22 protein-coding genes are annotated in these 21,092 nt (G+C 62.7%); 5 read left to right on the plus strand and 17 right to left on the minus strand.

Features of this window, described 5'->3' with window-relative positions; genetic code table 11:
• Nucleotides 1-284 precede the first annotated feature (284 nt).
• The 3 genes from AC0L25_RS23495 to AC0L25_RS23505 all read right to left on the minus strand — a co-directional run bounded on the left by AC0L25_RS23495 (nucleotide 285) and on the right by AC0L25_RS23505 (nucleotide 4,959).
• Nucleotides 285-1,091: an exodeoxyribonuclease III gene (locus AC0L25_RS23495; RefSeq protein ID WP_473597710.1), complete on the minus strand. Its 807-nt coding sequence runs from the start codon at nucleotides 1,089-1,091 to the stop codon at nucleotides 285-287.
• A gap of 365 nt (nucleotides 1,092-1,456) precedes the next feature.
• Complete coding sequence (locus tag AC0L25_RS23500) at nucleotides 1,457-2,140, minus strand: outer-membrane lipoprotein carrier protein LolA (protein ID WP_455840863.1); 684 nt, start codon at nucleotides 2,138-2,140, stop codon at nucleotides 1,457-1,459.
• Nucleotides 2,141-2,307: 167 nt separating this feature from the next.
• The gene (locus tag AC0L25_RS23505; protein ID WP_473597711.1) at nucleotides 2,308-4,959 is read right to left on the minus strand and encodes an FtsK/SpoIIIE family DNA translocase; all 2,652 of its coding nucleotides are present in this window, start codon (nucleotides 4,957-4,959) and stop codon (nucleotides 2,308-2,310) included.
• Between the two features lie 312 nt (nucleotides 4,960-5,271).
• On the opposite strand from AC0L25_RS23505, the gene AC0L25_RS23510 reads away from it, so the two are divergent.
• Nucleotides 5,272-5,925: a hypothetical protein gene (locus AC0L25_RS23510; protein ID WP_473597712.1), complete on the plus strand. Its 654-nt coding sequence runs from the start codon at nucleotides 5,272-5,274 to the stop codon at nucleotides 5,923-5,925.
• A 440-nt stretch (nucleotides 5,926-6,365) separates the two neighbouring features.
• Here AC0L25_RS23510 and AC0L25_RS23515 read toward each other — a convergent pair whose 3' ends face one another.
• From AC0L25_RS23515 to tesB, 3 genes are all read right to left on the minus strand, one after another.
• The gene (locus AC0L25_RS23515) at nucleotides 6,366-7,793 is read right to left on the minus strand and encodes an ammonium transporter (protein WP_473597713.1); all 1,428 of its coding nucleotides are present in this window, start codon (nucleotides 7,791-7,793) and stop codon (nucleotides 6,366-6,368) included.
• A 31-nt stretch (nucleotides 7,794-7,824) separates the two neighbouring features.
• On the minus strand, nucleotides 7,825-8,163 hold the full coding sequence (locus AC0L25_RS23520; RefSeq protein WP_006201125.1) for a P-II family nitrogen regulator: 339 nt from the start codon (nucleotides 8,161-8,163) through the stop codon (nucleotides 7,825-7,827).
• Between the two features lie 219 nt (nucleotides 8,164-8,382).
• A complete protein-coding gene (gene tesB / locus AC0L25_RS23525) occupies nucleotides 8,383-9,258 on the minus strand; it encodes an acyl-CoA thioesterase II (RefSeq protein WP_473597714.1) in 876 nt (291 codons plus the stop codon).
• Nucleotides 9,259-9,354: 96 nt separating this feature from the next.
• Between tesB and AC0L25_RS23530 the strand changes: the two genes are divergently transcribed.
• Complete coding sequence (locus tag AC0L25_RS23530) at nucleotides 9,355-10,611, plus strand: ubiquinone biosynthesis hydroxylase (protein WP_473597715.1); 1,257 nt, start codon at nucleotides 9,355-9,357, stop codon at nucleotides 10,609-10,611.
• Here AC0L25_RS23530 and AC0L25_RS23535 read toward each other — a convergent pair.
• From AC0L25_RS23535 to AC0L25_RS23545, 3 genes are all read right to left on the minus strand, one after another.
• Nucleotides 10,608-11,135, minus strand: a complete 528-nt coding sequence (locus AC0L25_RS23535; protein ID WP_473597716.1) for a hypothetical protein — start codon at nucleotides 11,133-11,135, stop codon at nucleotides 10,608-10,610. The two genes, AC0L25_RS23530 and AC0L25_RS23535, sit on opposite strands and share 4 nt — an antisense overlap.
• 113 nt (nucleotides 11,136-11,248) lie before the next feature.
• Nucleotides 11,249-11,605 carry a YciI family protein gene (locus AC0L25_RS23540; RefSeq protein ID WP_473597717.1) on the minus strand — a complete coding sequence of 119 codons (357 nt, stop codon included), beginning with the start codon at nucleotides 11,603-11,605 and terminating at the stop codon, nucleotides 11,249-11,251.
• 3 nt (nucleotides 11,606-11,608) lie between these two features.
• Nucleotides 11,609-11,821, minus strand: coding sequence for a hypothetical protein (locus AC0L25_RS23545; protein WP_473597718.1), 213 nt, complete (start codon nucleotides 11,819-11,821; stop codon nucleotides 11,609-11,611).
• Nucleotides 11,822-12,012: 191 nt separating this feature from the next.
• Between AC0L25_RS23545 and AC0L25_RS23550 the strand changes: the two genes are divergently transcribed.
• Entirely contained in the window at nucleotides 12,013-12,438 is a 426-nt protein-coding gene (locus tag AC0L25_RS23550) for an OsmC family protein (RefSeq protein WP_473597719.1), read from the plus strand.
• 45 nt (nucleotides 12,439-12,483) lie between these two features.
• Here the strand turns inward: AC0L25_RS23550 and AC0L25_RS23555 are convergent, their stop codons facing one another.
• The 6 genes from AC0L25_RS23555 to AC0L25_RS23580 all read right to left on the minus strand — a co-directional run bounded on the left by AC0L25_RS23555 (nucleotide 12,484) and on the right by AC0L25_RS23580 (nucleotide 17,492).
• Nucleotides 12,484-13,122 (minus strand): YceH family protein, encoded by a 639-nt coding sequence (locus AC0L25_RS23555; protein ID WP_473597720.1) that lies wholly within the window; start codon nucleotides 13,120-13,122, stop codon nucleotides 12,484-12,486.
• Between the two features lie 305 nt (nucleotides 13,123-13,427).
• Nucleotides 13,428-14,207, minus strand: a complete 780-nt coding sequence (locus AC0L25_RS23560) for a succinate dehydrogenase iron-sulfur subunit (RefSeq protein ID WP_473597721.1) — start codon at nucleotides 14,205-14,207, stop codon at nucleotides 13,428-13,430.
• A gap of 64 nt (nucleotides 14,208-14,271) precedes the next feature.
• Complete coding sequence (gene sdhA / locus AC0L25_RS23565; protein ID WP_473597722.1) at nucleotides 14,272-16,110, minus strand: succinate dehydrogenase flavoprotein subunit; 1,839 nt, start codon at nucleotides 16,108-16,110, stop codon at nucleotides 14,272-14,274.
• Nucleotides 16,111-16,113: 3 nt separating this feature from the next.
• Nucleotides 16,114-16,488: a succinate dehydrogenase, hydrophobic membrane anchor protein gene (sdhD, locus tag AC0L25_RS23570; protein WP_210335001.1), complete on the minus strand. Its 375-nt coding sequence runs from the start codon at nucleotides 16,486-16,488 to the stop codon at nucleotides 16,114-16,116.
• A gap of 23 nt (nucleotides 16,489-16,511) precedes the next feature.
• The gene (sdhC, locus tag AC0L25_RS23575) at nucleotides 16,512-16,931 is read right to left on the minus strand and encodes a succinate dehydrogenase, cytochrome b556 subunit (RefSeq protein ID WP_065007244.1); all 420 of its coding nucleotides are present in this window, start codon (nucleotides 16,929-16,931) and stop codon (nucleotides 16,512-16,514) included.
• A gap of 225 nt (nucleotides 16,932-17,156) precedes the next feature.
• Entirely contained in the window at nucleotides 17,157-17,492 is a 336-nt protein-coding gene (locus AC0L25_RS23580) for a hypothetical protein (protein WP_473597723.1), read from the minus strand.
• Nucleotides 17,493-17,735: 243 nt separating this feature from the next.
• Here AC0L25_RS23580 and AC0L25_RS23585 point away from each other — a divergent pair, with 243 nt between their 5' ends.
• A complete protein-coding gene (locus tag AC0L25_RS23585; protein ID WP_473597724.1) occupies nucleotides 17,736-18,101 on the plus strand; it encodes a hypothetical protein in 366 nt (121 codons plus the stop codon).
• Here the strand turns inward: AC0L25_RS23585 and AC0L25_RS23590 are convergent.
• Nucleotides 18,085-19,308 (minus strand): GGDEF domain-containing protein, encoded by a 1,224-nt coding sequence (locus AC0L25_RS23590; protein WP_473597725.1) that lies wholly within the window; start codon nucleotides 19,306-19,308, stop codon nucleotides 18,085-18,087. The genes AC0L25_RS23585 and AC0L25_RS23590 overlap by 17 nt on opposite strands.
• A gap of 78 nt (nucleotides 19,309-19,386) precedes the next feature.
• Entirely contained in the window at nucleotides 19,387-20,583 is a 1,197-nt protein-coding gene (locus AC0L25_RS23595; RefSeq protein ID WP_473597726.1) for a GGDEF domain-containing protein, read from the minus strand.
• A 163-nt stretch (nucleotides 20,584-20,746) separates the two neighbouring features.
• On the opposite strand from AC0L25_RS23595, the gene AC0L25_RS23600 reads away from it, so the two are divergent.
• Nucleotides 20,747-21,058 carry a hypothetical protein gene (locus AC0L25_RS23600; RefSeq protein ID WP_292165063.1) on the plus strand — a complete coding sequence of 104 codons (312 nt, stop codon included), beginning with the start codon at nucleotides 20,747-20,749 and terminating at the stop codon, nucleotides 21,056-21,058.
• The last annotated feature ends 34 nt before the right edge of the window (nucleotides 21,059-21,092 follow it).

The following is a 21,092-nucleotide window of genomic DNA, read 5'->3' on the forward strand; positions in this document are numbered from 1 at the left end:
GATCCACCGAGGCGACGAAAAAGCCAATCCGCCGCAGCAAGGATAACGCTCGTGCCCTAAGTTAGCGCCTATGGGACAGCGCCCCCCTCTGTCCTGCCGGACATCTCCCCACAAGGAGGGAGATTGGCAGTTCGAGCGCTCCGCCCACTTCTGCAGCGTTGGAGATTGGCGAAAGCCAAGGTGACGGCCAATCTCCCCACAAGTGGGGGAGATGTCCGGCAGGACAGAGGGGGGCGCGAAGGATCGCTACAGAAGGACTTTCAGTCGTAGAATGACTGCCGGCGCTAATCCAGGTCGAACCGCGCTATGACCGGCACATGGTCCGACGGCCGTTCCCAGCCGCGCGCCGGCCGCAGGATCTCGTAGCCGGCAAAGCTCGGCACCAGATTTGGCGACGACCAGACATGGTCGAGCCGCCGGCCGCGATCCGACGCTTCCCAATCCTGCGCGCGATAGCTCCACCAGGTGTAGAGCTTCTGCTCATAAGGCACGTTGAGCCGCATCAGGTCGACCCAGTTGCCGGCGAGCCGCATCGCCTCGAAATTTTCCGTCTCGACCGGCGTATGGCTGACGACTTTCAAGAGCTGCTTGTGCGACCAGACATCGTGCTCGAGCGGCGCGATGTTGAGGTCGCCGACCAGGATCGAACCGGAGACTTCGTCGTGCTCGGCGCGGATGGCGTTCATCTCGGCGACGAAATCCAGCTTGTGCCTGAACTTGCGGTTGATCTCCGGGTCGGGCTCGTCGCCGCCGGCCGGGACGTAGAAATTGTGCAGCAGGATCGCCCTGCCGCCGGCTTGCACGGTGACCGAGAGATGCCGGCAGTCCTCGATCTCGCAGAAGCGGCGCCTTTCGACCACTTCGATCGGCCGGCGTGCCACCGTCGCCACGCCGTGATAGCCCTTCTGGCCGTGGAAGGCGATGTGCTCGTAGCCGAGCTTGCGAAAGGCCTTCTCGGGAAACAGCTCATCCGGAACTTTGGTTTCCTGCAGGCAGAGCACGTCCGGTGCCTTTTCGACAAGCAGGCGTTCGACGATCGGCATGCGCAGGCGGACGGAATTGATGTTCCAGGTGGCGATGGAAAAGGGCATATTTTGGGATTCCGGGACAGCGCCAAATCCGCCAGAGGGCTCCTACGGGCTGGTGCCTTTTTGGCGAGGCAGTTCCGGAAACTACTGCCAGCCATACGCTTCAAAAACAAGCCGGGCGCCTGGCCGGACCTGTTGATGTCATGGTCGACCTCGGCGCCGCCCCTCATCGCCCTGCCGGGCACTTCTCCCCGTATAGTGACGGGGAGAAGGGGCTGGCGGCAGCCTTGGCGCTCGTTTGCAACGCTGACAATTGGCGAAATCATGACAAAGGGTCCCCTCTCCCCGTCACTATACGGGGAGAGGATGCCGGCAGGCAGGTGAGGGGCAGCGCAAACGCCGGAAACCCTTCCGACGGCGATGGAATGCTACCGCGACTTGGTGTTCAGCTCGCGGTTCGCCGTATAATCGATAGCAAAGGTGTCGGGGGCGAAGCTCACGCCTTCCCTGACGTTGAAGATCATCACCGTCGTGTCCTTGCCTTGCGCATCGGTTATCGTCCACTGGCGCAATTCGTAGGTCTTCGGATCGAACATCATGGTTATTTTCGAACTGCCGAACACCGATTTGTCGGCGAGCTGAATGGTGGTGACGTCGTTCTCTTCCTTGACGCTTTTGACGCGGCCGCCGGAGAGGTCGATCTTGGTGTCGAGCAGCAGCTTGAGCGGCGTCTTCGACAGTGGGTAGAGATCGGACGTTTTCAGCCGCTTGTTGAGGATGACCACCGACTTGCCATCGGAAATCACCCTGAAATTCGACGTCCCGTCATAGTTGAAGCGGATCTTGCCCGGCCGTTCCAGAAAGAACTTGCCGCCGGTCTGCTCGCCCTTGGGTCCGAACTGCACGAATTCGCCGGTCATCGATTTGACCGAGGAAAAATGGTCGGCGATCTTCTGCGCGGTGGGTGGCACCGCCGCTTGCGCCGACGCCAGCAACTGGACCCCCGGCACGACATTGATGGCCGCAGCACCTGCCAGGACCAGGCCGAGGCCAAGCAGCTGGCGGCGGGTCGGGGCAAAATCGCTGATCGTGGCGAAAGAAGAGTTTTTCATGCCGGTCACTCTCGTCTGGTTTATCTGTTGTCGCAGTGTTTGGCCCCCCAGTTGGGCTTAAGTTTGGCGGCCGAACAGCGCTTGGTCGTTGCAAACGCGCCAGAAGGTTCAAAGTTGCTGCGGTCAGGTTGCAGCGGCGAAAATCCTATCGGGTCCTGCCGGTCGGATCAGAACTTGTCGTCTTCCGTCGGCACCAGAATCTCGCGTTTTCCGGCATGGTTGGCCGGGCCGACAATGCCTTCCTTCTCCATCTTCTCGATGATCGAGGCGGCGCGGTTGTAGCCGATGCCAAGCCGGCGCTGGATGTAGCTGGTCGAGGCCTTGCCGTCGCGCAGCACCACGGCAACCGCCTGGTCGTAGGGATCGTCGGAATCCTCGAAATTGCCGCCGCCGCCCGAACCACCCTTGCCCGACGGCTCGTCGTCGTCCTCATCGTCATCCTCGGTAATGGCATCAAGATACTCCGGCACGCCCTGCAGCTTCAGATGCGCGACGATTTTCTCGACCTCGTCATCGGAAACGAAGGGGCCGTGTACGCGCTGGATGCGGCCGCCGCCAGCCATGTAGAGCATGTCGCCCATGCCAAGCAGCTGTTCGGCGCCCTGCTCGCCCAGGATGGTGCGGCTGTCGATCTTCGACGTCACCTGGAAGGATATGCGGGTCGGGAAGTTGGCCTTGATCGTGCCGGTGATGACGTCGACCGACGGTCGCTGCGTCGCCATGATGACGTGTATGCCGGCGGCACGCGCCATCTGCGCAAGGCGCTGCACCGCGCCTTCGATGTCCTTGCCGGCGACCATCATCAGATCGGCCATCTCGTCGATGATGACGACGATGTAGGGCATCGGCTCGAGATCGAGGTTTTCCGTCTCGTAGATCGCTTCGCCGGTCTGGCGGTCGAAGCCGGTCTGCACGGTGCGCGAGATTTTCTCGCCTTTCTTCTCCGCCTGCTGCACCCGCGCGTTGAAACCGTCGATGTTACGGACGCCGACCTTGGACATCTTGCGGTAGCGGTCCTCCATCTCGCGCACGGTCCATTTCAGCGCCACCACCGCCTTCTTCGGGTCGGTGACGACAGGCGTCAAAAGATGCGGGATGCCGTCATAGACCGAGAGCTCCAGCATTTTCGGGTCGATCATGATCAGCCGGCAGTCCTGCGGCGTCAGCCGGTAAAGCAGCGACAGGATCATGGTGTTGATGGCGACCGACTTGCCCGAACCGGTGGTGCCGGCGACCAGCACGTGCGGCATCTTGGCGATGTCGACGATGACCGCCTCGCCGTTGATGGTCTTGCCGAGGGCCAGCGCCAGCTTGGCCTTGGTGGTCTCGAAATCGCGGCTGGCCATGATCTCCCTGAGATAAACGGTCTCGCGCTTGGCGTTCGGCAGCTCGATGCCGATGGCGTTGCGGCCAGGCACCACGGCGACGCGGCAGGCGATCGCGCTCATCGAGCGGGCGATGTCGTCGGACAGGCCGATGACCCGCGACGATTTGATGCCGGGCGCCGGTTCCAGCTCATAGAGCGTGACGACCGGGCCGGGGCGGACATGGATGATCTCGCCCTTGACGCCGAAATCCTCCAGCACGCCCTCGAGCAGTCGGGCATTCTGCTCCAGCGCATCCTTGGACAGGCTGGCGTCGCGCACGACGTTCTTCGGCTCGGACAGGAAATGCAGCGATGGCATTTCGAATTGTTCGGAGCCGATCAGCGAGGTCTGGGCTTCGCGCTGGACACGGGCGCCCGGAACCGGCCGGGGCGCCGGCGCCGCGACGCGGGTGGCCGCATCGGAGCGGAACGGCTGCACCTTCGCATTGGGCGCAGTGCTGCGCTGGCCCACGGGCTCCGGCGCAAAGTCCATGTCGTCGTCATCGTCAAAAACATCGGCGTCGTCGGGATCGAGCGAGGCGCTGCGATCGTTGACCATGGCGGCGAAGAATTCCGGCTCGACGCGGGCCCGGCCATCGGCGCTCATCCGCGATTCAGCGAATTCGGCCGATTCGACCCGCTCGGCAGCGCGACGCCAGGCGCTGGCGCGCGGCTCCATTTCCGGTTCGAAATCGTCGCGCTCCCGGCGGCGCGCCGCGCGGCGGCGAAGGTAGGCGCGCAACGACAGCCACCAATGCGTGATCGCGCCAAGCGCCAGAATGCCCTCGTCGCCCTCGTCCTCGTCATTGTCGAAAAGCAGATCGTCTTGGTCCCTCGGATCGGCTGCGGCCGGTTGCTCCAGGACGGCGAAACCGTTCTTGCGTGCAATCAGCGCCGAGCCATAGGCAAACAGCCACAGCGCCGGGGCGGCGAGAAGCACGGCGAGCACGCTGGCGATAAGACCGGTTGGATAGCCGCCGACGATGAGACCGGGAATCTTGAGCACCATGTCGCCGAACACGCCGCCGAGACCGGTCGGCAGCGGCCAGGTCTTGGGCGGCACCACGCAGCCGGCGATGGCCGCGGCAAGCACCGCGTAGCCAAACCAGGCGAGCCCGCGCTTCGGCAGCCTGTCGACGCCGCGCGCAGAAAACAGCAGAAATCCCCAGACCACCGCCGGCACCAGCGCCGCGACGGCAGCAAGGCCGAAGAACTGCATGGCAAGGTCGGAGAAGACAGCGCCTACATAGCCCATGGCGTTGGTGACGATGTTATCGGTGGCGTGGGAGAAGCTTGGGTCGGCGACGTTCCAGGTGGCGAGGCTGGCGATACCGAAGGCGACCAGCGCAAACAGGCCGGCGCCGACCAGCCGGCCGACCTGACGCCGCGCGAACGCCCGGATGCCGTACCCCGTATCGGCCAGCGCGAGCGGTGCTGAAGCCCCTGAACGCATGTTCTTCCCCGTCTGTCATTGCCTGGCCGATAGCGTACGCGCAGATCGGCAGATTCGGGCTCCAGACTATCGGCGGGAAGGTTAAGGCAGCATTAACTATAAGGGGTTGAAATGATTAAGGCGGTTGCCGGGGTTGAGCTGTGGGCCGGTCCTGTCCATCCCGGAGCTGGCATTTTTGATTGTCCTGAATCGCCTTGATACACGCGGCGCGCAGCAACGGATCAAAGGATCGAGACAAGCTGTTCGAACCGCTCGCGAGGTGATAGGCGTTTAAGCATCTGCTGTTGCCTCAAAACATCGTGAAGACTGACAATGACGCCAAGTCTGTTTTTTATTCAGCTTGCTATCTTGCTGCTGCCGGGCGTTCTTTGGGCAAGGATCGACGCCGCCTACGGCAATAAAAGAGATCAATCACACTTCGAGTTCGGCATTCGCGTGATCTTGTTTGGCCTTACCTCGTATGCCGCGACGTACGTGTTGTTCTTGCTGCTAAATGCCCCTTTTGAAATGATTGACCTTGCTAACGCAGCAGACAAAAACGTCCTCACCCGGGGCATGGTGATCCAGACCCTCTGGGCGATATTAGTCGGGTTTTCTGCGTCGATCATTTGGCTTTACGCCGTCAATTACAAAATCCTGACCCGCATACTTCAAGGAATTCGAGCGACGAAGCGATACGGCGACGAGGACGTTTGGGAATTCACGTTCAATTCGAACTCTGCCGATGTTCAGTTTGTGCACATTCGCGATTTCGCGAACAAAGTCGTCTATTCCGGCTGGGTACTGGTTTTCTCGGAAACCGAAAAACTTCGCGAGCTGGTACTTTCCGAAGTCGATGTTTACGATTTCGAAGGCAACCTGATATCGTCGCCTCCGAGACTATATATAGCCAGAGAGCCAGAGGGACTGCACATTGAGTTCCCCATTCAGCCGACGCGCCCGGAGGTCACCGACAATGTCACATAGACCGTCACCGCCAAAGAACTCGGAGAGCCGTGGTTACGCAATCAAACTCGAAGAAGGGTATGAGCGCAAAGGGGGTATAAACCCGCCACCGCCGCGCGGCGTGGATCGCCCTGCCCCGCCTACACCTACGAATCCCAAGAGACCGGCCACTAGTGCATCTGGTTGGCAGAAAAAGTGAGGGGCGCGCTCATGGCAGAGCAAGCGCTCCCAGACAGATGTTTTCGGTATCCATAAATGGTTTCCTCGGGGCCGCCGCGGCCGGCGTTTCGCATTGCCGGCCGATCAACCGCCTGATCAAGCGATTGTGATCGAGCCACAACGGCCATCTGCGCGCAAAAAAGAGGCCCGGAACGGGTCCGGGCCTCAATGCGTGAGCCCTTTTCAGGAGCGTCACGACGGGATGGGAGGATGCGGGGCGGCCGAGGCCGCCCCGACAAGACTTACGGGTGATAGGCCGCTTCGCCATGCGCGGTGAGGTCGAGCCCTTCACGCTCTGCATCCGCTGTCGGACGCAGGCCTACGATCATATCGACGATCTTGTAGAGGATGGCGCTGCCGATGCCCGACCACAGGACGGTTACCAGGACACCCTTGAACTGCGACCACAACTGGGTGGCCGTGCCGGCATAGCCGGCGGCGAAGTCGGCTGTCGAATAATCGACGATGCCAGCGCCGCCAAGGGCGGGGTTGACCAGGATGCCGGTGCCGAGCGCGCCGATGATGCCGCCGATGCAGTGGATGCCGAAGACATCGAGGCTGTCGTCGTAGCCGAACTTGTTCTTCACGACCGAGACGAAGAAGTAGCAGACGCAGGTGGCGACGATGCCGAGCACGATGGCGCCCATCGGTCCGGCAAAACCGGCAGCGGGCGTGACGGCGACAAGGCCGGTAACGGCGCCCGAAACCGCGCCAAGCATGGACGCTTTGCCGCGCAGCAGCGTTTCGAGTACGATCCAGGTCACTGCCGCCGCCGCTGTGGCGACGAAGGTGTTGACCATGGCCAGCACAGCGTAGGCGTTGGCTTCGAGGTTCGAGCCGGCGTTGAAGCCGAACCAGCCAACCCACAGCAGCGAAGCACCGACCATGGTCAGCGTCATCGAGTGCGGTGCCATGATGTCCTTGTTGTAGCCGATGCGCTTGCCGATCATCAGCGCGCCGACAAGGCCGGCGATGCCCGCATTGATGTGAACGACGGTGCCGCCGGCGAAGTCGATGGCGCCGAAGCCGAAGATGAGCCCCGACGGGTCGCTATAAGCGCTCGGGCCGCCCCAGAACCAGACCATATGCGCGATCGGGAAATAGACGAATGTGACCCAGAGGATGGTGAAAAGGATCACGGCCGAAAACTTGACGCGTTCGGCGAAGGCGCCGACGATCAGGGCGGGCGTGATGCAGGCGAAGCTCATCTGGAAGATGACGAACACCAGCTCGGGAATGGCGACGCCCTTGGTGAAGGTTTCCGACACCGTCGTCACGTCGACGCCGGCGAGAAACATCTTGGAAAGACCGCCGATGAAGGCGTTGCCGGGGGTGAAGGCAAGGCTGTAGCCGTAGAAAACCCAGACGATCATGACCACGCTGGTGATGGTGAAAACCTGCATCAGCACCGACAGCATATTCTTGGCGCGAACCAGGCCGCCGTAAAAAAGGGCAAGGCCGGGAATGGTCATCAACAGCACCAGGATCGTGGAAATCATCATCCACGTCGTGTCACCCTTGTCGACTGTAAAGGCCGGTGCGGCTGGCGCTGCCGGGACGGCTGGCGCCGCTTCCTGCGCGAATGCGGCGACCGTGCCCAGTGCTGCGATAGCGAGCGAGCCCAGCAGCGCGGTGCGCGCCACCGACTTCAAAGTAGAAGGAATATTCATTGAACTCTCCATTGGGATACGTGTCCGCAGCTCAAAGCGCGTCGGTGTCTGTTTCGCCGGTGCGAATGCGCACCGCCTGGTCGATGCCGAAAACGAAGATCTTGCCGTCGCCGATCTGACCGGTCTTGGCCGCCGCGGTGATGGCTTCGACAGCCTTGTCGACCATGTCCAGGGCGACCGCGACTTCGATCTTGATCTTCGGCAGGAAGCTGACCGCGTATTCCGCCCCGCGATAGATTTCCGTGTGTCCCTTCTGACGCCCGTAGCCTTTGACTTCGGTGACGGTCAGGCCCTGAATGCCGACTGCGGTGAGCGCTTCGCGCACCTCGTCGAGCTTGAACGGCTTGATGATTGCCATCACGATTTTCATAAGGTTTCACCCTTTGCTGTTGCGGTCCCCCGCGTTTGTACGACGTCGCCGATCCCCATGAGAGCCGGAGAGTGCCCGCTAGGATTCAAGCTCCGTGCCAGTTGCCGAAGCAGGGTGTTAACCTGTTGTTAAATAAGGGATTGGGGAAGGTTTGTCGGCTGACTGTGCATAGTCGCGATAACGCAACTGATTAAAAACTAGGCAATTTTGCAAAAATGCCTATTCGGCGGGCGACCGCTTCAGCCTGATCAGGCCTTCCTGGGCAACCGAGGCGATCAGCGTGCCGTCGCGGGCAAACAGCGACCCGCGAGTGAACCCCCGCGACCCTTGCGTCGAGGGGCTGTCCTGCGTGTACAGCATCCAGTCGTCGAGCGGATGGCTGCGGTGGAACCACATGGCGTGATCGAGGCTCGCCGCCTGGATGTCGCTATCGAAAATGGCGCGGCCATGCGCAAAGGTCGAGGTATCGAGCAGCGTCATGTCGGAAAGATAGGCAAGCACTGCCGCCTGCGTGGCGCGATCGGCCGGAACCGGGCCGGTCGTGCGGATCCAGATGTTCTGCTTCGGCTCCAGCTTTTCCCGGCTGGTGTAATGCTCAAGCATCACCGGTTTCATCTCGATCGGCCGGTCACGCTCCCAATAGCGCCTGATGCCGTCGGGCACGGCCTCACCGAACTTGCCGATCAATTCGCGCTGCGACAGCAATGTGTCGGGCGCCGGAACGTGCTGCGGCATCGGCACCTGATGCTCGAGCCCGACCTCGTCCTGCTGGAACGAGGCTTCCAGCGAAAAGATCGCCTGGCCGTGCTGGATCGCCACGACGCGGCGCGTGGTGAAGGAGCCGCCGTCGCGGATGCGGTCGACCTGGTAGATGATCGGCACCTTGGTGTCGCCGGGCCGCATGAAATAGCCGTGCAGAGAATGGACGTGGCGTTCGGGCTCGACCGTTCGCTGGGCTGCGACCAGCGCCTGGGCGATGGTCTGGCCGCCGAAGATACGCTGCCAGTCGAGTTTGGGGCTGCGACCACGGTACAGGTTGTGTTCCAGCTGCTCGAGGTCGAGAATGCCGAGAAGCTCGTCCATGGCCGCCGTCATGTTTCGCGCCCTCACTGCAAAAGTGTTATGGCGGTTTCCGACAGGAATGACGGGCAGTCAAGGCCGGAAGGGAATTTGGCCGGAAAGGAATTTGCCATGGTGGATCGCAAGGCGGATGCAAAAACCTCGCTCGACATCCTGGTCGCCGGCGCGGGCTATGTCGGCCTTGCCGCCGCCGTATCGCTGAAACAGGCCCGGCCGAGCCTGGCGGTCGCTGTCGTCGACGCCGCGCCCGCCGGCGTCTGGCAAAAGGACGGCCGCGCTTCGGCCATCGCCGCTGCCGCTTGCCGCATGCTCGACCAGCTCGGCGTCTGGGCCGAAATCGCGCCCGAGGCGCAGGCTATCACCGAAATGATCGTCACCGATTCGCGCACCTCGGATCCGGTGCGCCCGGTGTTTCTCACTTTCGATGGCGAGGTCGCGCCCGGCGAAGCCTTTGCGCACATGGTCGCAAACCGGGATTTGAATGGCGTCTTGCGCCGGCACGCTGAAAAAATCGGCATCGACATCATCGAAGGCGTCGCCGTCAGTGCCTTCGACGTGAACGGCGCCGGCATCACCGTGCATCTTGCCGACAGCCCGACGCTGAAGGCGCGGCTGCTGATCGCCGCCGACGGCGTCAACTCGAAGCTGCGCGACATGGCCGGCATCAAGACGGTGAAATGGGAGTACGGCCAGTCGGGCATCGTCTGCACCGTGGCGCACGAACGGCCGCACAACGGCCGCGCCGAAGAGCATTTTCTGCCAGCCGGCCCGTTCGCCACGCTGCCGCTCAAGCCTGACAAGGACGGGACCAACCGCTCGTCGATCGTCTGGGTCGAGCGGTCGGAAGATGCCGAAAAACTGGTCGACGGCGACGACCTCGTCTTCGAGCACGAGCTCGAACAGCGGTTTGGCTTGAAGCTCGGCGAAATACACGTCGCCGACAGGCCGCGCGCCTGGCCGCTCGGCCTGACGCTTGCCCGCGCCTTCGTCGCGCCGCGCATTGCGCTCGCCGGCGACGCGGCCCACGGCATCCACCCGATCGCCGGTCAGGGCCTCAATCTCGGCTTCAAGGATGTGGCGGCACTGGCTGAAGTGGTGGTCGAGGCCGACCGGCTCGGCCAGGATATCGGCGCGCTCGACGTGCTCGAACGCTACCAGCAGTGGCGGCGCTTCGACACGCTGCAGATGGGCATCACCACCGATGTCCTGAACCGGCTGTTTTCCAACGACATCAGCCCGCTGCGCGCCGTCCGCGACATCGGCCTCGGACTCGTCGAACGCATGCCGCGGTTGAAGGATTTCTTCATCCGCCAGGCGTCCGGTCTGTCCGGCGACACGCCGAAGCTGCTCAAGGGCGAGGCGATCTAGTTGACCTCGAAGCCGAGCTTCTGGCGCAGCCGCAGTATCCGCTGGTCGGATATCTTCAGGGGTTGCTCACCGGCCTGCGCCGCGCGGTTCACCATCTGCAGCAAATCGTTTCGCTCAGTCACATCCAGACGTTCGCGCAGGAACGGCGCCAGCTTGTCGATGACAACAGTGGCATCATCGATCTGCAACGCCGCCCATTTGGCGTAGACCACGGCCTCCTCGGTCTTCTTGTCGTCTGCAATCTCCGACATCAGCGACCGAATCGCAGCTTCGCGCTGCGGCAGGACAGGGCCGTTCTCGGAGACGATTGCGGTGATCAGCGTCGCGGCCGCCACGACCGGATCGTCGATCGCCGTCAGCGGTGAGAGCGCCGCCTGCTTACGCAGTCTCTTACGGCGAATGTTCCCTTGCACACGCCCGACGACGTCCGCGACCTCGCGCGCCGCATCGTTCATGGCCTTCATCCGATACCACCAGAACGCCGCCGCCCCCAACAGCCCAATTGCAGCAATCAGAATATGCATGCCCGTGATCCCCAAACCGCAGCGACGATAGGAGAAGTGCTGCCTCGCTTCAACACGCAAAAGTTGCGCCTGCAGAAGATACTGATTCAGCCGGACGCAAAACAGAATAATCTCTAGGACCCCGGCACGTTGTAGATCGCCCTGACCTCGATCGTGCCGATTTCGGCCAGCGGGATGCCGTCGGCAATCTCCAGCGCCTCGTCGATATCCCGAGCCTCGATCATGACAAAGCCGAGCAATTGCTCCTTGGTCTCGGCGAAAGGGCCATCGGTGATCAGCCTCTTGCCCTTGCGCCGGCGCACGGTTTTCGCGGTCTTCACCGACTGCAGCGCCTGCGCGATGATCAGCCGACCGCTTTGCTCCACCGATTTGTAATAAGCCAGCGAGTCAGCGTCGAGCTTGGCCAGCCTCTCCGGGCTCATTGCATAAAGGTCTTTTTCCTCGCCGTAGACCAGGCAAACGTATTTCATCTCTCATCTTCCTCGTTGGGACGAGCCGTTGGCAACCAACGTCTCAGCCGGGCTTTTGTCCGCCGCGTGATCGACAAGGGACAACGCAACCCCGATGATGGCGACCGCCACAAGCAGTCGACCGAAACCGGAAGTTGGCCGATGCAACCAGTCGGCTTCTTGTTCAGCAGCCTTTCCGCCGGTGTCTCTCCAGTGGGCAGAAAACAAATCATTCATGTGATCCTCCATCCGGCCACAAAACCCGTGGCCGCCCGCAGGACGGCCGAGGCGGATGGAAGTCGACATTTTTGCACGCGGATTTTTTTGCGTGGCCATTGGCGCGAAAGCACGGGTGGCCTTCGTGCCCGCGCGCGCTATAGTCGATCAGACGCCGAACCCGGCTCAGCCACCGCATCAAGGAGGAATTCATGGACCGCACTGCAAACGCCGTCTGGCAAGGCAATCTGAAAGAGGGCAAGGGCACGCTCGACACCCAGAGCGGGACTCTGAAAGGCACGCCCTACTCGTTCAAGATGCGCTTCGAGGACGAGAGCGGCAAATCCGGCACCAATCCGGAGGAACTGATCGCAGCGGCGCATGCCGGTTGCTTTGCCATGCAGCTTTCGCATGTCCTGGCCGAGAACGGCACCCCCGCCACCGAACTCGACGCCAAGGCCGTGGTGACGCTGGTTCCAGGCACCGGCATCACCGGCAGCGCGCTCACGCTGGTCGGCAAGGTGCCGGGCATCGATGCGGCGAAATTCCAGGAGCTGGCCGAACAGGCCAAGGCCGGGTGTCCCGTTTCGAAGGCGCTTGGCGCGATAAAAGTGTCACTCGACGCCAAGCTCGGCTGAGCGGCCCGCTCTCGCGAACCGGCAGCGCAATGGACCGGCGAGGCGTTATCGTCCTTCGCCGGTCAGCGCGTCGATGCGTGCGCGCAATTCTGCAACCTCTTCCTCGAGAGCCTGCACGCGTGCTTCGAGATCCGGGGCCGGCGAAGGCGATTGCAGTGGCGTTGCAGCCATTGGCGTCTGCACCGGTCCGCTCAAGAGATGCGCATAGCGGTCCTCACGCTGGCCGGGTCCACGATCGATCTGCTGAACGAGCGGCGGCTTGCGGCCGATCAACAGGTCGAGATTGCTGCGAAGCTCATCGATGGAGGGTAACCGCGCCATGCGCTCAGCTCGCGCCAGCAATTCATAGGCGGTCTGCGGACCGCGCAGCAACAGCAGGCCGAGCAGCGCAATCTGCGCTGAGGTCAGCGAAAAGCGCTGCGCGACGATATGCTCATAGCGCTCGACGCGCGAGGCAAAGACCTGCCTGACCAGACCCTTGTGCTCAAGTTGGCCAAGCGCTCGTCTTACCTCGACAAGCTCGACCGACATCACCGGCTCGCGCGCCGTCTTCTGGTTGGCGGCGGCAAGTGCTGCGTTGAGCGTCAGCGGGTAGATATCGGGCGTCAGTTCCTTCTTTTCGATCAGGCAACCGAGCACGCGCGCTTCGACGGGAGACAGGACGGGCAGTTCGGAGTCGGTCATTGGATTGGCTGTTTGATTGCTAATGGTTCTTTGGCTGTAATTTTGACAGACATCGGAGCGCCGCGACAGGGCAGAACCTTTTTTGAAGTCGGCGGGACAGCGCCCCCCTCTGTCCTGCCGGACATCTCCCCCTCTTGGGGGGAGATTGGCAGCTTCGCCGATGGAGCCTTTCTTGCGACGTTGGCGATTGGCGAAAGCCGTTGCGACAGCCAATCTCCCTCCTTGTGGGGGAGATGTCCGGCAGGACAGAGGGGGGCGCGAAGGATCGCTACCTATGACACGATCTCGACGGCACCCGTCCGCCGCTACACCCGTCTCTCCACCATCATCTTCTTGATCTCGGCGATTGCCTTGGCCGGGTTCAGACCCTTGGGACAGGTCTGGGCGCAGTTCATGATGGTGTGGCAGCGATAGAGCCGGAACGGGTCTTCGAGATTGTCGAGCCGTTCGCCCGTGGCCTCGTCCCTGGAATCGATCAGCCAGCGATAGGCCTGCAACAGCGTCGCCGGGCCGAGATAGCGGTCGCCGTTCCACCAATAGCTCGGGCATGAGGTCGAGCAGCAGGCGCACAATATGCATTCGTAGAGCCCGTCGAGCTTTTCGCGGTCCTCATGGCTCTGCAACCATTCCTTGGCCGGCTCGGGCGACACCGTCTTCAGCCACGGCTCGATCGAGGCGTGCTGGGCGTAGAAATTGGTGAGGTCGGGCACCAGGTCCTTGACCACCGGCATATGCGGCAGCGGATAGACCTTGATCGCGCCGGAAATGTCATCGCAGCCTTTGGTGCAGGCGAGCGTGTTGGAACCGTCGATATTCATGGCGCAGGAGCCGCAGATGCCCTCGCGGCAGGAGCGGCGCAGCGTCAGCGTCGGGTCGATCTTGTTCTTGATCCAGAGCAGCGCATCGAGGACCATCGGCCCGCAATCGTCCATGTCGACGAAATAGGTGTCCATGCGCGGGTTCTCGTCATCGTCCGGCGACCAGCGGTAGATGCGGTATTCGCGCAGATTGGTCGCGCCCTCCGGCTTCGGCCAGGTTTTTCCAGGCTTGATCTTCGAGTTCTTTGGGAGCGTCAGTTCGACCATTACCTCGGGTCCTTTCGGATGACGAGCCTCAGCCCGAACCAAGTCTCATCCACGGCGGCCATCGTCAATACACCCTGGCCTTGGGCGCGATCTTGGCCAGGTTGATGCCGCCGTCTGCTTCGCTAAGCAGCGGCTCGGTGTGCACCGGCCGGTAGCTGAGTGTCACCTCGCCATCTTCGCTGAGCCGGGCCAGCGTGTGTTTGCGCCAGGCCAGATCATCACGAGCCGAGAAATCTTCCCGCGCATGCGCGCCGCGGCTCTCCTTGCGCGCTCCGGCGGCGTAGACGGTGGTGATGGCGTTGGCCATCAGGTTTTCCAGCTCCAGCGTCTCGACCAGGTCGGAGTTCCAGATCATCGAGCGGTCGAATACTTTTACATCCTTGAGCTCGCCCCAGATCTGCGAGATGCGCTTGCAGCCGCTTTCCAGCGATTCCTGTGTGCGGAACACCGCCGCATCGTCCTGCATCGCCTTCTGCATCTTTTCGCGCAGCACGGCCGTCGGCGTCGAGCCGTTGGCGTGACGCAGCCGGTCGAAGCGGTCCATGATCTTTTCGACCGAGGCTTCGTTGGGCGACGGGATCGCGGCGTTGCGGTCGATCACCTGGCCGGCCCTGATCGCCGCCGCGCGGCCGAACACCACCAGATCAATCAGCGAGTTGGAGCCCAGCCGGTTGGCGCCATGGACGGAAGCGCAGCCGGCTTCGCCGACCGCCATCAGCCCTGGCGACACCTGGTCCGGGTTCAAGGCGGTGGGGTTGAGCACCTCGCCCCAGTAATTGGTCGGCACGCCGCCCATATTGTAGTGGACCGTCGGCAGCACCGGGATCGGCTCCTTGGTCAGGTCGACGCCGGCAAAGATTTTTGCCGACTCCGAAATCCCCGGAAGTCTCTCGTGCAAAACGGCCGGATCGAGGTGGTCGAGGTGGAGAAAAATATGGTCCTTGTTCTTGCCGACGCCGCGTCCCTCGCGAATCTCCAGCGTCATGCAGCGCGAGACCACGTCGCGCGAGGCAAGGTCCTTGGCCGACGGCGCGTAGCGCTCCATGAAGCGCTCGCCCTCGGAGTTGACGAGATAGCCGCCCTCGCCGCGCGCGCCCTCGGTGATCAGGCAGCCGGCGCCATAGATGCCGGTCGGGTGGAACTGCACGAACTCCATGTCCTGCAGCGGCAGCCCGGCCCGCGCCGCCATGCCGCCGCCGTCGCCGGTGCAGGTGTGCGCCGAGGTGGCCGAGAAATAGGCGCGGCCATAACCGCCTGTCGCCAGCACCACCATTTTTGCCGAGAAGCGGTGGATGGTGCCGTCGTCGAGGTTCCAGGCGACGACGCCGGTGCAGGTGCCGTCCGGCTCCATGATCAGGTCGAGCGCGAAATACTCGATAAAGAACTGCGCGTTGTTCTTCAGCGACTGGCCGTAGAGCGTATGCAGGATGGCGTGGCCGGTGCGGTCGGCCGCCGCACAGGTGCGCTGCACCGGCGGGCCGTCGCCGAAATTCATCATGTGGCCGCCGAACGGCCGCTGGTAGATCTTGCCCTCTTCGGTGCGCGAGAACGGCACGCCGTAATGCTCAAGCTCGTAGACGGCGGCAGGTGCTTCGCGCACCAGATATTCCATGGCGTCGACGTCGCCGAGCCAGTCCGATCCTTTCACGGTGTCGTACATGTGCCACTGCCAGGAATCGGGGCCCATGTTGGACAGCGAGGCGGCGATGCCGCCCTGAGCGGCGACTGTGTGCGACCGCGTCGGGAAAACCTTGGTGATGCAGGCGGTGCGCAGGCCCTGTTCGGCCATGCCGAGCGTGGCGCGCAGGCCGGCGCCGCCGGCGCCGACGACCACCACGTCGAATTTGTGGTCGACATAGGTATAGGCGGACGCCGTGTTGGCGTTTTTCGCGTCCTTGGCCAAAACTCAGCCTCCAAATGCCAGTTTGAGCAGGGCGAAGATCGAGGCGACGCCGACCACTACGGGAAAGAACGTGTTGAGGGCGAGCAGCGCCAGCCGCATGCCCTCGCCATGCACATAGTCCTCGATGATCGCCTGCATGCCGAGCCGCATATGATAGAGCCCGGACAAGAGCACCAGGGCCAGGACCAGCGCCACGAACGGGTTGGCAAGTGCGGCGCGCACTTCCGCATAGCCGGCGCCGTTCAACGCGATCAGGAAGCCGACGAAGAACAGGATCAGCGGGATGTTGGCGATCGCCGTCAGGCGCTGGCGCCAGAAATGCTCCGTACCCTCGCGGGCGGAGCCGAGGCCGCGGACCTTCGCCAGCGGCGTGCGCATGTCGGTGTTGTGGTGGCTCACGATCAGGCCCCCCGCGCCATGTAGCCGGCGATCCAGATCAGCAGCGTCAGTACAATCGAGCCGGCCAGCGTCGCCCAGGCGATCCTCGAGGCCGTGTCCTTCTCAAGACCGGCCCCGGTGTCCCAGATCAGATGGCGCACGCCGCCCAGCATGTGGTGCATCAGCGCCCAGGTATAGAAGAACAGCACGAGCCGCCCCAGCCACGAGCCGAAGGCCCAGTTGACGGCATCGAAGGTGGATTGCGAGCTCGCCGCCGCCATCAGCCACAGCGCGACCAGCAGCGTGCCGAAATAAAGCGCCCCACCGGTGATGCGATGGATGATCGACATCGTCATCGTGATCGGCGGTCGATAGACGGTCAGATGCGGCGAAAGCGGCCGCTCACGTCTGGCAAATTCGCGGGTGGCTGGTGATTTGCTCATGGCTCCCCCAGTTCGGCGTCTCTGGAGCCCCAGGGGAAATGCGGCATTACCGCTTCCGGTTGCGACTTCGGACAGCCGGTTTCTAATGCGCTTTTTGCACCGCGTCAAAGCCGGAAAATCGTTTCGAAAACGTAATTTAGTCTGACAAAAGGGCGATGTTTCGCTTCAATCGATTAGGGCGCAAGCCAAAGCCGGCGCAATGTTCGCTGCAGTGCGGTAAACTGATTAACGCTTACAGGTCAGCGGCGTCCGCCCGCCCTTCATCACCAGCGCGTCGCGTCCGTCGATCACGATTGCGTCATGCGCCGCGCCGAAGCGGCTGCTTTGATTGGTGGGCGAGGCCGGCAGGTCCTGGCTGGCGCCGTCCGGGCCAAGTACGCGCACCGAAGTGCCGAGGTTTTCGATAGTGATCCTGGCGCCATCAGCGCAAGTGTAGGTCGCGGTGCGCGGCTGCGGTGAATCGGTCGCGGCGGCCGGCGCATTGGTCTGCGACACGCAGGCAACGGTGATCAGCAACGGTAAAAGCGCAAGCGTCACCCGAACGGTCCGGCCAAACGCCATATGCTGCCCTCCCTACGCGTCAATCCAGCCGCGATTGGCCAAGATCACCCGACGTCGCGCTTGGCGCCGGCCGCGATGGTGCGGGCAAGCATGGCCGAAAGATGGCCGCAGCCTTCCAAGGCGCCGGATATTAACCATGTTTGCCGAGACCTGGCTGCCAGCAGGCTTAGCCTCTTAACAAAGGTTAATAAAAGGTTAATTTATGATTCGAGGAAGACTCGCCTCTGACAAATGGGGGATGCCATGCGTTCGAATTCAGGCAGATCGCGCCTTCCGGCGCTCATCCTGGTGGCGGTGGCCATCGGCTTCGCAGCCATCGGCTTCGCAGCACCGGCACTCGCCGGGACGCGCGACCGCGTCTACGCCGATTCTTTTGGCAATCTCGTCCTCGAAAGCGCCGCCGGCTACAAGCGCATCCTCGTTGGCGAGGGCAACCTGGCCAAGGAACTGTCGGACTACACCGGCGCCGGCCAGCCCAAAATTTATGAAAACGAGACGGACGATGTCAGCAGCAGCGACTGTTACAGGCCGCCGGTTTTCGTGAAGGGCCGCAGCTATATGTACGGGCTTTCCGACGGCGAGATGCCCGAGCTCAGCCCCTGCCGCTGATCTTCGGCCCGGCATTGGCGACAGCCGTCTGCCGGGCGGCGATTGACCCTATCGAGATGCGCACGCAATCACGTCCGCTGCCCTTCGCCTGATAGAGCGCTTCGTCGGCGCGCCGCAGCAGGTCAGAAAACCCTTCGGCCGGGTGAAGCTCGGCAACGCCGAAGCTGGCGGTGCAACGATGGTGCGCCGGCAGACAGTCGATCGGCAAGGCGCCGAAAGCGCTGCGCGTGCCTTCGGCGAAGAGCCGCGCGGCGGCGAGGTTGGTTCCCGGCAGGATGATAGCGAATTCCTCACCACCGATGCGGCCGGCGACGTGATGATCGGCGGCCGCATCACGCAGGAACCCGGCAAAGGCTTCGATGACCCGGTCGCCGGATGCGTGACCGAAACTGTCGTTGATGCTCTTGAAATGGTCGAGGTCGGCGATGACCAGGGCGACCGGAATACCCCTGCGCACGGCGTCACGCATCGCCAGCTCGGCATGACGTTCGAAGCCGCCGCGGTTGAGCAGCCTCGATAGCGTGTCCGTCTCCGACTTCGACGTCGCTTCGGCGAGCACGTCGCGGACCAGGATGACCAGAATGAGAAGCGCGATTGTCAGGCCGAACACCGTGCCAAGCGATTGCGACACCAGAGCGTAGTTGCTGTGCAGATAGGCCTGCGGATTGACACCCCAGCCGCCCAACGCATGGGCGATGAACGGCTTGCTCACGAATTGCAGGGCGCTGGCCGCCAGAACGGCCATCAACGCATGGTCGAGCCAGTCGCGTCTTTGCCTGGACGACCAGACGATGCCGAAGCCGACGAACTGCATGGCCGCATAGGGAAGCTGGTAGGCCATCATGCGGGCGAGCGACTGACGTGGCAGGTCCTGCACGAAATACACGGCCACGGTGGCCGCAAACAGGAAGACGAGCATCGGCGCCCAGCGCGGCGCCACGCCGTATTTATGGGCAAGCCCGCCGTTGAAGGCGATTGTGGCGCCCAGGAAAACGGCGAAACCCGCGACGACTGCCGGTCGCGCATTGTCGAAGACCGGAATAATGAACTCGATGGCGAAATAGGCCATCCCGAGCAGGTAACCGAAGACCAGCCACCGCGCCGGCGCGCGCGCCACATCGTTGAACGAGATGGTCATGAAGGCAGCCGCCAGCAGGCCGGCGACGAGCAGGTTGATTGCAAGGATGAACTCTGCGCCGCCGCCCATGTGTGGTTTTCGCACTCCCTGCGCCAGCAAATCATGAACGGGCGAAAAAGACGTTAACGTGGACCCGGAGCGGGATGATCAGCCGGCTTTGAGCGGCTCCACAACGAGCACCGTTTCCGACCGTTCATGGGATAGCTGCACGCTGTCACGGCCGTTCCTCTTGGCTTTGTAAAGCGCCTCGTCGGCGCGGCGCATCAGCGGCTCCAGCCCTTCCTCGCCGGTGCAGGCCGCCACGCCGAAGCTCGCCGTCACTCTTGTGCCGGACGGAAGCCCGTCGACGCTGCCCGCCGAATAGAGCGTGCGAATGGCTTCGGCAAACAGCCTTGCCGCGCCAAGGTCGCTCAGCGGCAAAAGCACGGCGAACTCCTCGCCACCGATGCGGCCGGCGACGCCGCTGGTGCCGGCAGCCGATAGAAGTTTGGCGGCGAAGTCGGCGATCACGCGATCGCCCGCCGCATGCCCGTGCAGATCGTTGAGCGCGTTGAAATGATCGAGGTCGGCGAGCACCAGCGCGACCGGCAGTTTGGCGCTGGCGCAGTGCTGCAGGACAAGCGTGGCGCGCTCCTCGAAACCGCGGCGGTTGAGCAGGCCCGACAGCGGGTCGGTATACGCCTCGGCCTTCAGCGCTTTCATCACGTCGAGTGCAGCCGCGCAAAACAGGCAAAGCGCGATGAGCAACGACAGCAGCGCATGCGACAGCAGCGCCGTCGTCCAGTAGGACGAGGCATAGAACCCGTCATAGCTTTGGTAAGGTCCATGCGCGATGACGATACCGAGGGTGCGCACGAAGAAGTTAAACCCGGAAAGCAGCGACAGCACGAACAGAACCATGTCCGTCGGGCCCTTGTCGCGCACTACGCGCAGTTCGGCGGCGACAACCAGACTGAGGCCGCCGAAAGCGAAATTCATCACCAGGATTCGCCAGGTGAGATCCGGCTGGAAGAACATGAACCAGCAAAAAGCGGCCAAGCCGCCGCTCGCCAGAACGCCGATCGCGGCAAAGGGCACGCGCCGTCCATAGCGTGTCACAATCGCGCCGGCGAGACCACAGGCGGCAATGGTGAAGCAGAGGTTGGAGATCAGCTTGGTCGGCGCCATGCCGATGGGCAGCGTGAAATACTGCAACAGGAAACCGGCCGCCGAAAGCCAGTAGCTGGCGGCGAGCACGGCCAGATAGGGGCGGTGACGCTGATAGAACCACAGCACGAGAAACACCGCGCCGAGCGCAAGCGCGATCGTCGGGTTGAGCAACCCTACCAGCAGACCGGTGTCCAAAGGACCGTGACCCCCACGCTTCCGTCAGGCAAGAACCTAGAGCGGAAGCCCGAACAAGCGGTTAAGCAAAGTCGAATATGCGCAAGGCCGCCAATCAAGCTGCTGCACGGAACTTGAAACCGCGGCCGGCGTTTTCCGGCAGCAGCCAAGAGGAGACGCTTTCATGGCCGATACGATCATGCTGACCGACCACGAGGCAATTCGCTCATGGGCCGCGGCGCGCGCTGGATTTCCGGCAATCGTCGACGTGTCGCCCGAAACAGGGACGCAAGCCCTGCTGAGGCTGGTCTTCGGCCAGCACGCCTATCAGGACCAGGATCAGGCCGAACGCCCGGCCAACGCGGGCGGCTACGAACTGGTTGAATGGGACGAGTGGTTCAAGCTGTTCGACGAACGGCAGCTGGCCTTGGTGGTCGCCGCAGAGCAACCCGGCCGGCGTGAGCAATTCCATGAACTCGTCAGGCGCCCGGCGTGAAAAGAGCCCGAACCGTATCGCGGTTCGGGCTCTG

This window comes from Mesorhizobium sp. WSM4813, from assembly GCF_055811555.1.

Coding starts and splice junctions, on each gene's coding strand:
- AC0L25_RS23535 (WP_473597716.1), bottom strand. CDS start 11,135: ATGCATATTCTGATTGCTGCAATTGGGCTGTTGGGGGCGGCGGCGTTC.
- sdhD (WP_210335001.1), bottom strand. CDS start 16,488: ATGCGCACGCCGCTGGCGAAGGTCCGCGGCCTCGGCTCCGCCCGCGAG.
- AC0L25_RS23560 (WP_473597721.1), bottom strand. CDS start 14,207: ATGGTCGAACTGACGCTCCCAAAGAACTCGAAGATCAAGCCTGGAAAA.
- AC0L25_RS23550 (WP_473597719.1), top strand. CDS start 12,013: ATGGACCGCACTGCAAACGCCGTCTGGCAAGGCAATCTGAAAGAGGGC.
- sdhC (WP_065007244.1), bottom strand. CDS start 16,931: ATGAGCAAATCACCAGCCACCCGCGAATTTGCCAGACGTGAGCGGCCG.
- AC0L25_RS23510 (WP_473597712.1), top strand. CDS start 5,272: ATGACGCCAAGTCTGTTTTTTATTCAGCTTGCTATCTTGCTGCTGCCG.
- AC0L25_RS23590 (WP_473597725.1), bottom strand. CDS start 19,308: ATGGGCGGCGGCGCAGAGTTCATCCTTGCAATCAACCTGCTCGTCGCC.
- AC0L25_RS23515 (WP_473597713.1), bottom strand. CDS start 7,793: ATGAATATTCCTTCTACTTTGAAGTCGGTGGCGCGCACCGCGCTGCTG.
- AC0L25_RS23540 (WP_473597717.1), bottom strand. CDS start 11,605: ATGAAATACGTTTGCCTGGTCTACGGCGAGGAAAAAGACCTTTATGCA.
- AC0L25_RS23580 (WP_473597723.1), bottom strand. CDS start 17,492: ATGGCGTTTGGCCGGACCGTTCGGGTGACGCTTGCGCTTTTACCGTTG.
- AC0L25_RS23545 (WP_473597718.1), bottom strand. CDS start 11,821: ATGAATGATTTGTTTTCTGCCCACTGGAGAGACACCGGCGGAAAGGCT.
- AC0L25_RS23555 (WP_473597720.1), bottom strand. CDS start 13,122: ATGACCGACTCCGAACTGCCCGTCCTGTCTCCCGTCGAAGCGCGCGTG.
- tesB (WP_473597714.1), bottom strand. CDS start 9,258: ATGACGGCGGCCATGGACGAGCTTCTCGGCATTCTCGACCTCGAGCAG.
- AC0L25_RS23520 (WP_006201125.1), bottom strand. CDS start 8,163: ATGAAAATCGTGATGGCAATCATCAAGCCGTTCAAGCTCGACGAGGTG.
- AC0L25_RS23600 (WP_292165063.1), top strand. CDS start 20,747: ATGGCCGATACGATCATGCTGACCGACCACGAGGCAATTCGCTCATGG.
- AC0L25_RS23585 (WP_473597724.1), top strand. CDS start 17,736: ATGCGTTCGAATTCAGGCAGATCGCGCCTTCCGGCGCTCATCCTGGTG.
- AC0L25_RS23530 (WP_473597715.1), top strand. CDS start 9,355: ATGGTGGATCGCAAGGCGGATGCAAAAACCTCGCTCGACATCCTGGTC.
- AC0L25_RS23505 (WP_473597711.1), bottom strand. CDS start 4,959: ATGCGTTCAGGGGCTTCAGCACCGCTCGCGCTGGCCGATACGGGGTAC.
- AC0L25_RS23495 (WP_473597710.1), bottom strand. CDS start 1,091: ATGCCCTTTTCCATCGCCACCTGGAACATCAATTCCGTCCGCCTGCGC.
- AC0L25_RS23500 (WP_455840863.1), bottom strand. CDS start 2,140: ATGAAAAACTCTTCTTTCGCCACGATCAGCGATTTTGCCCCGACCCGC.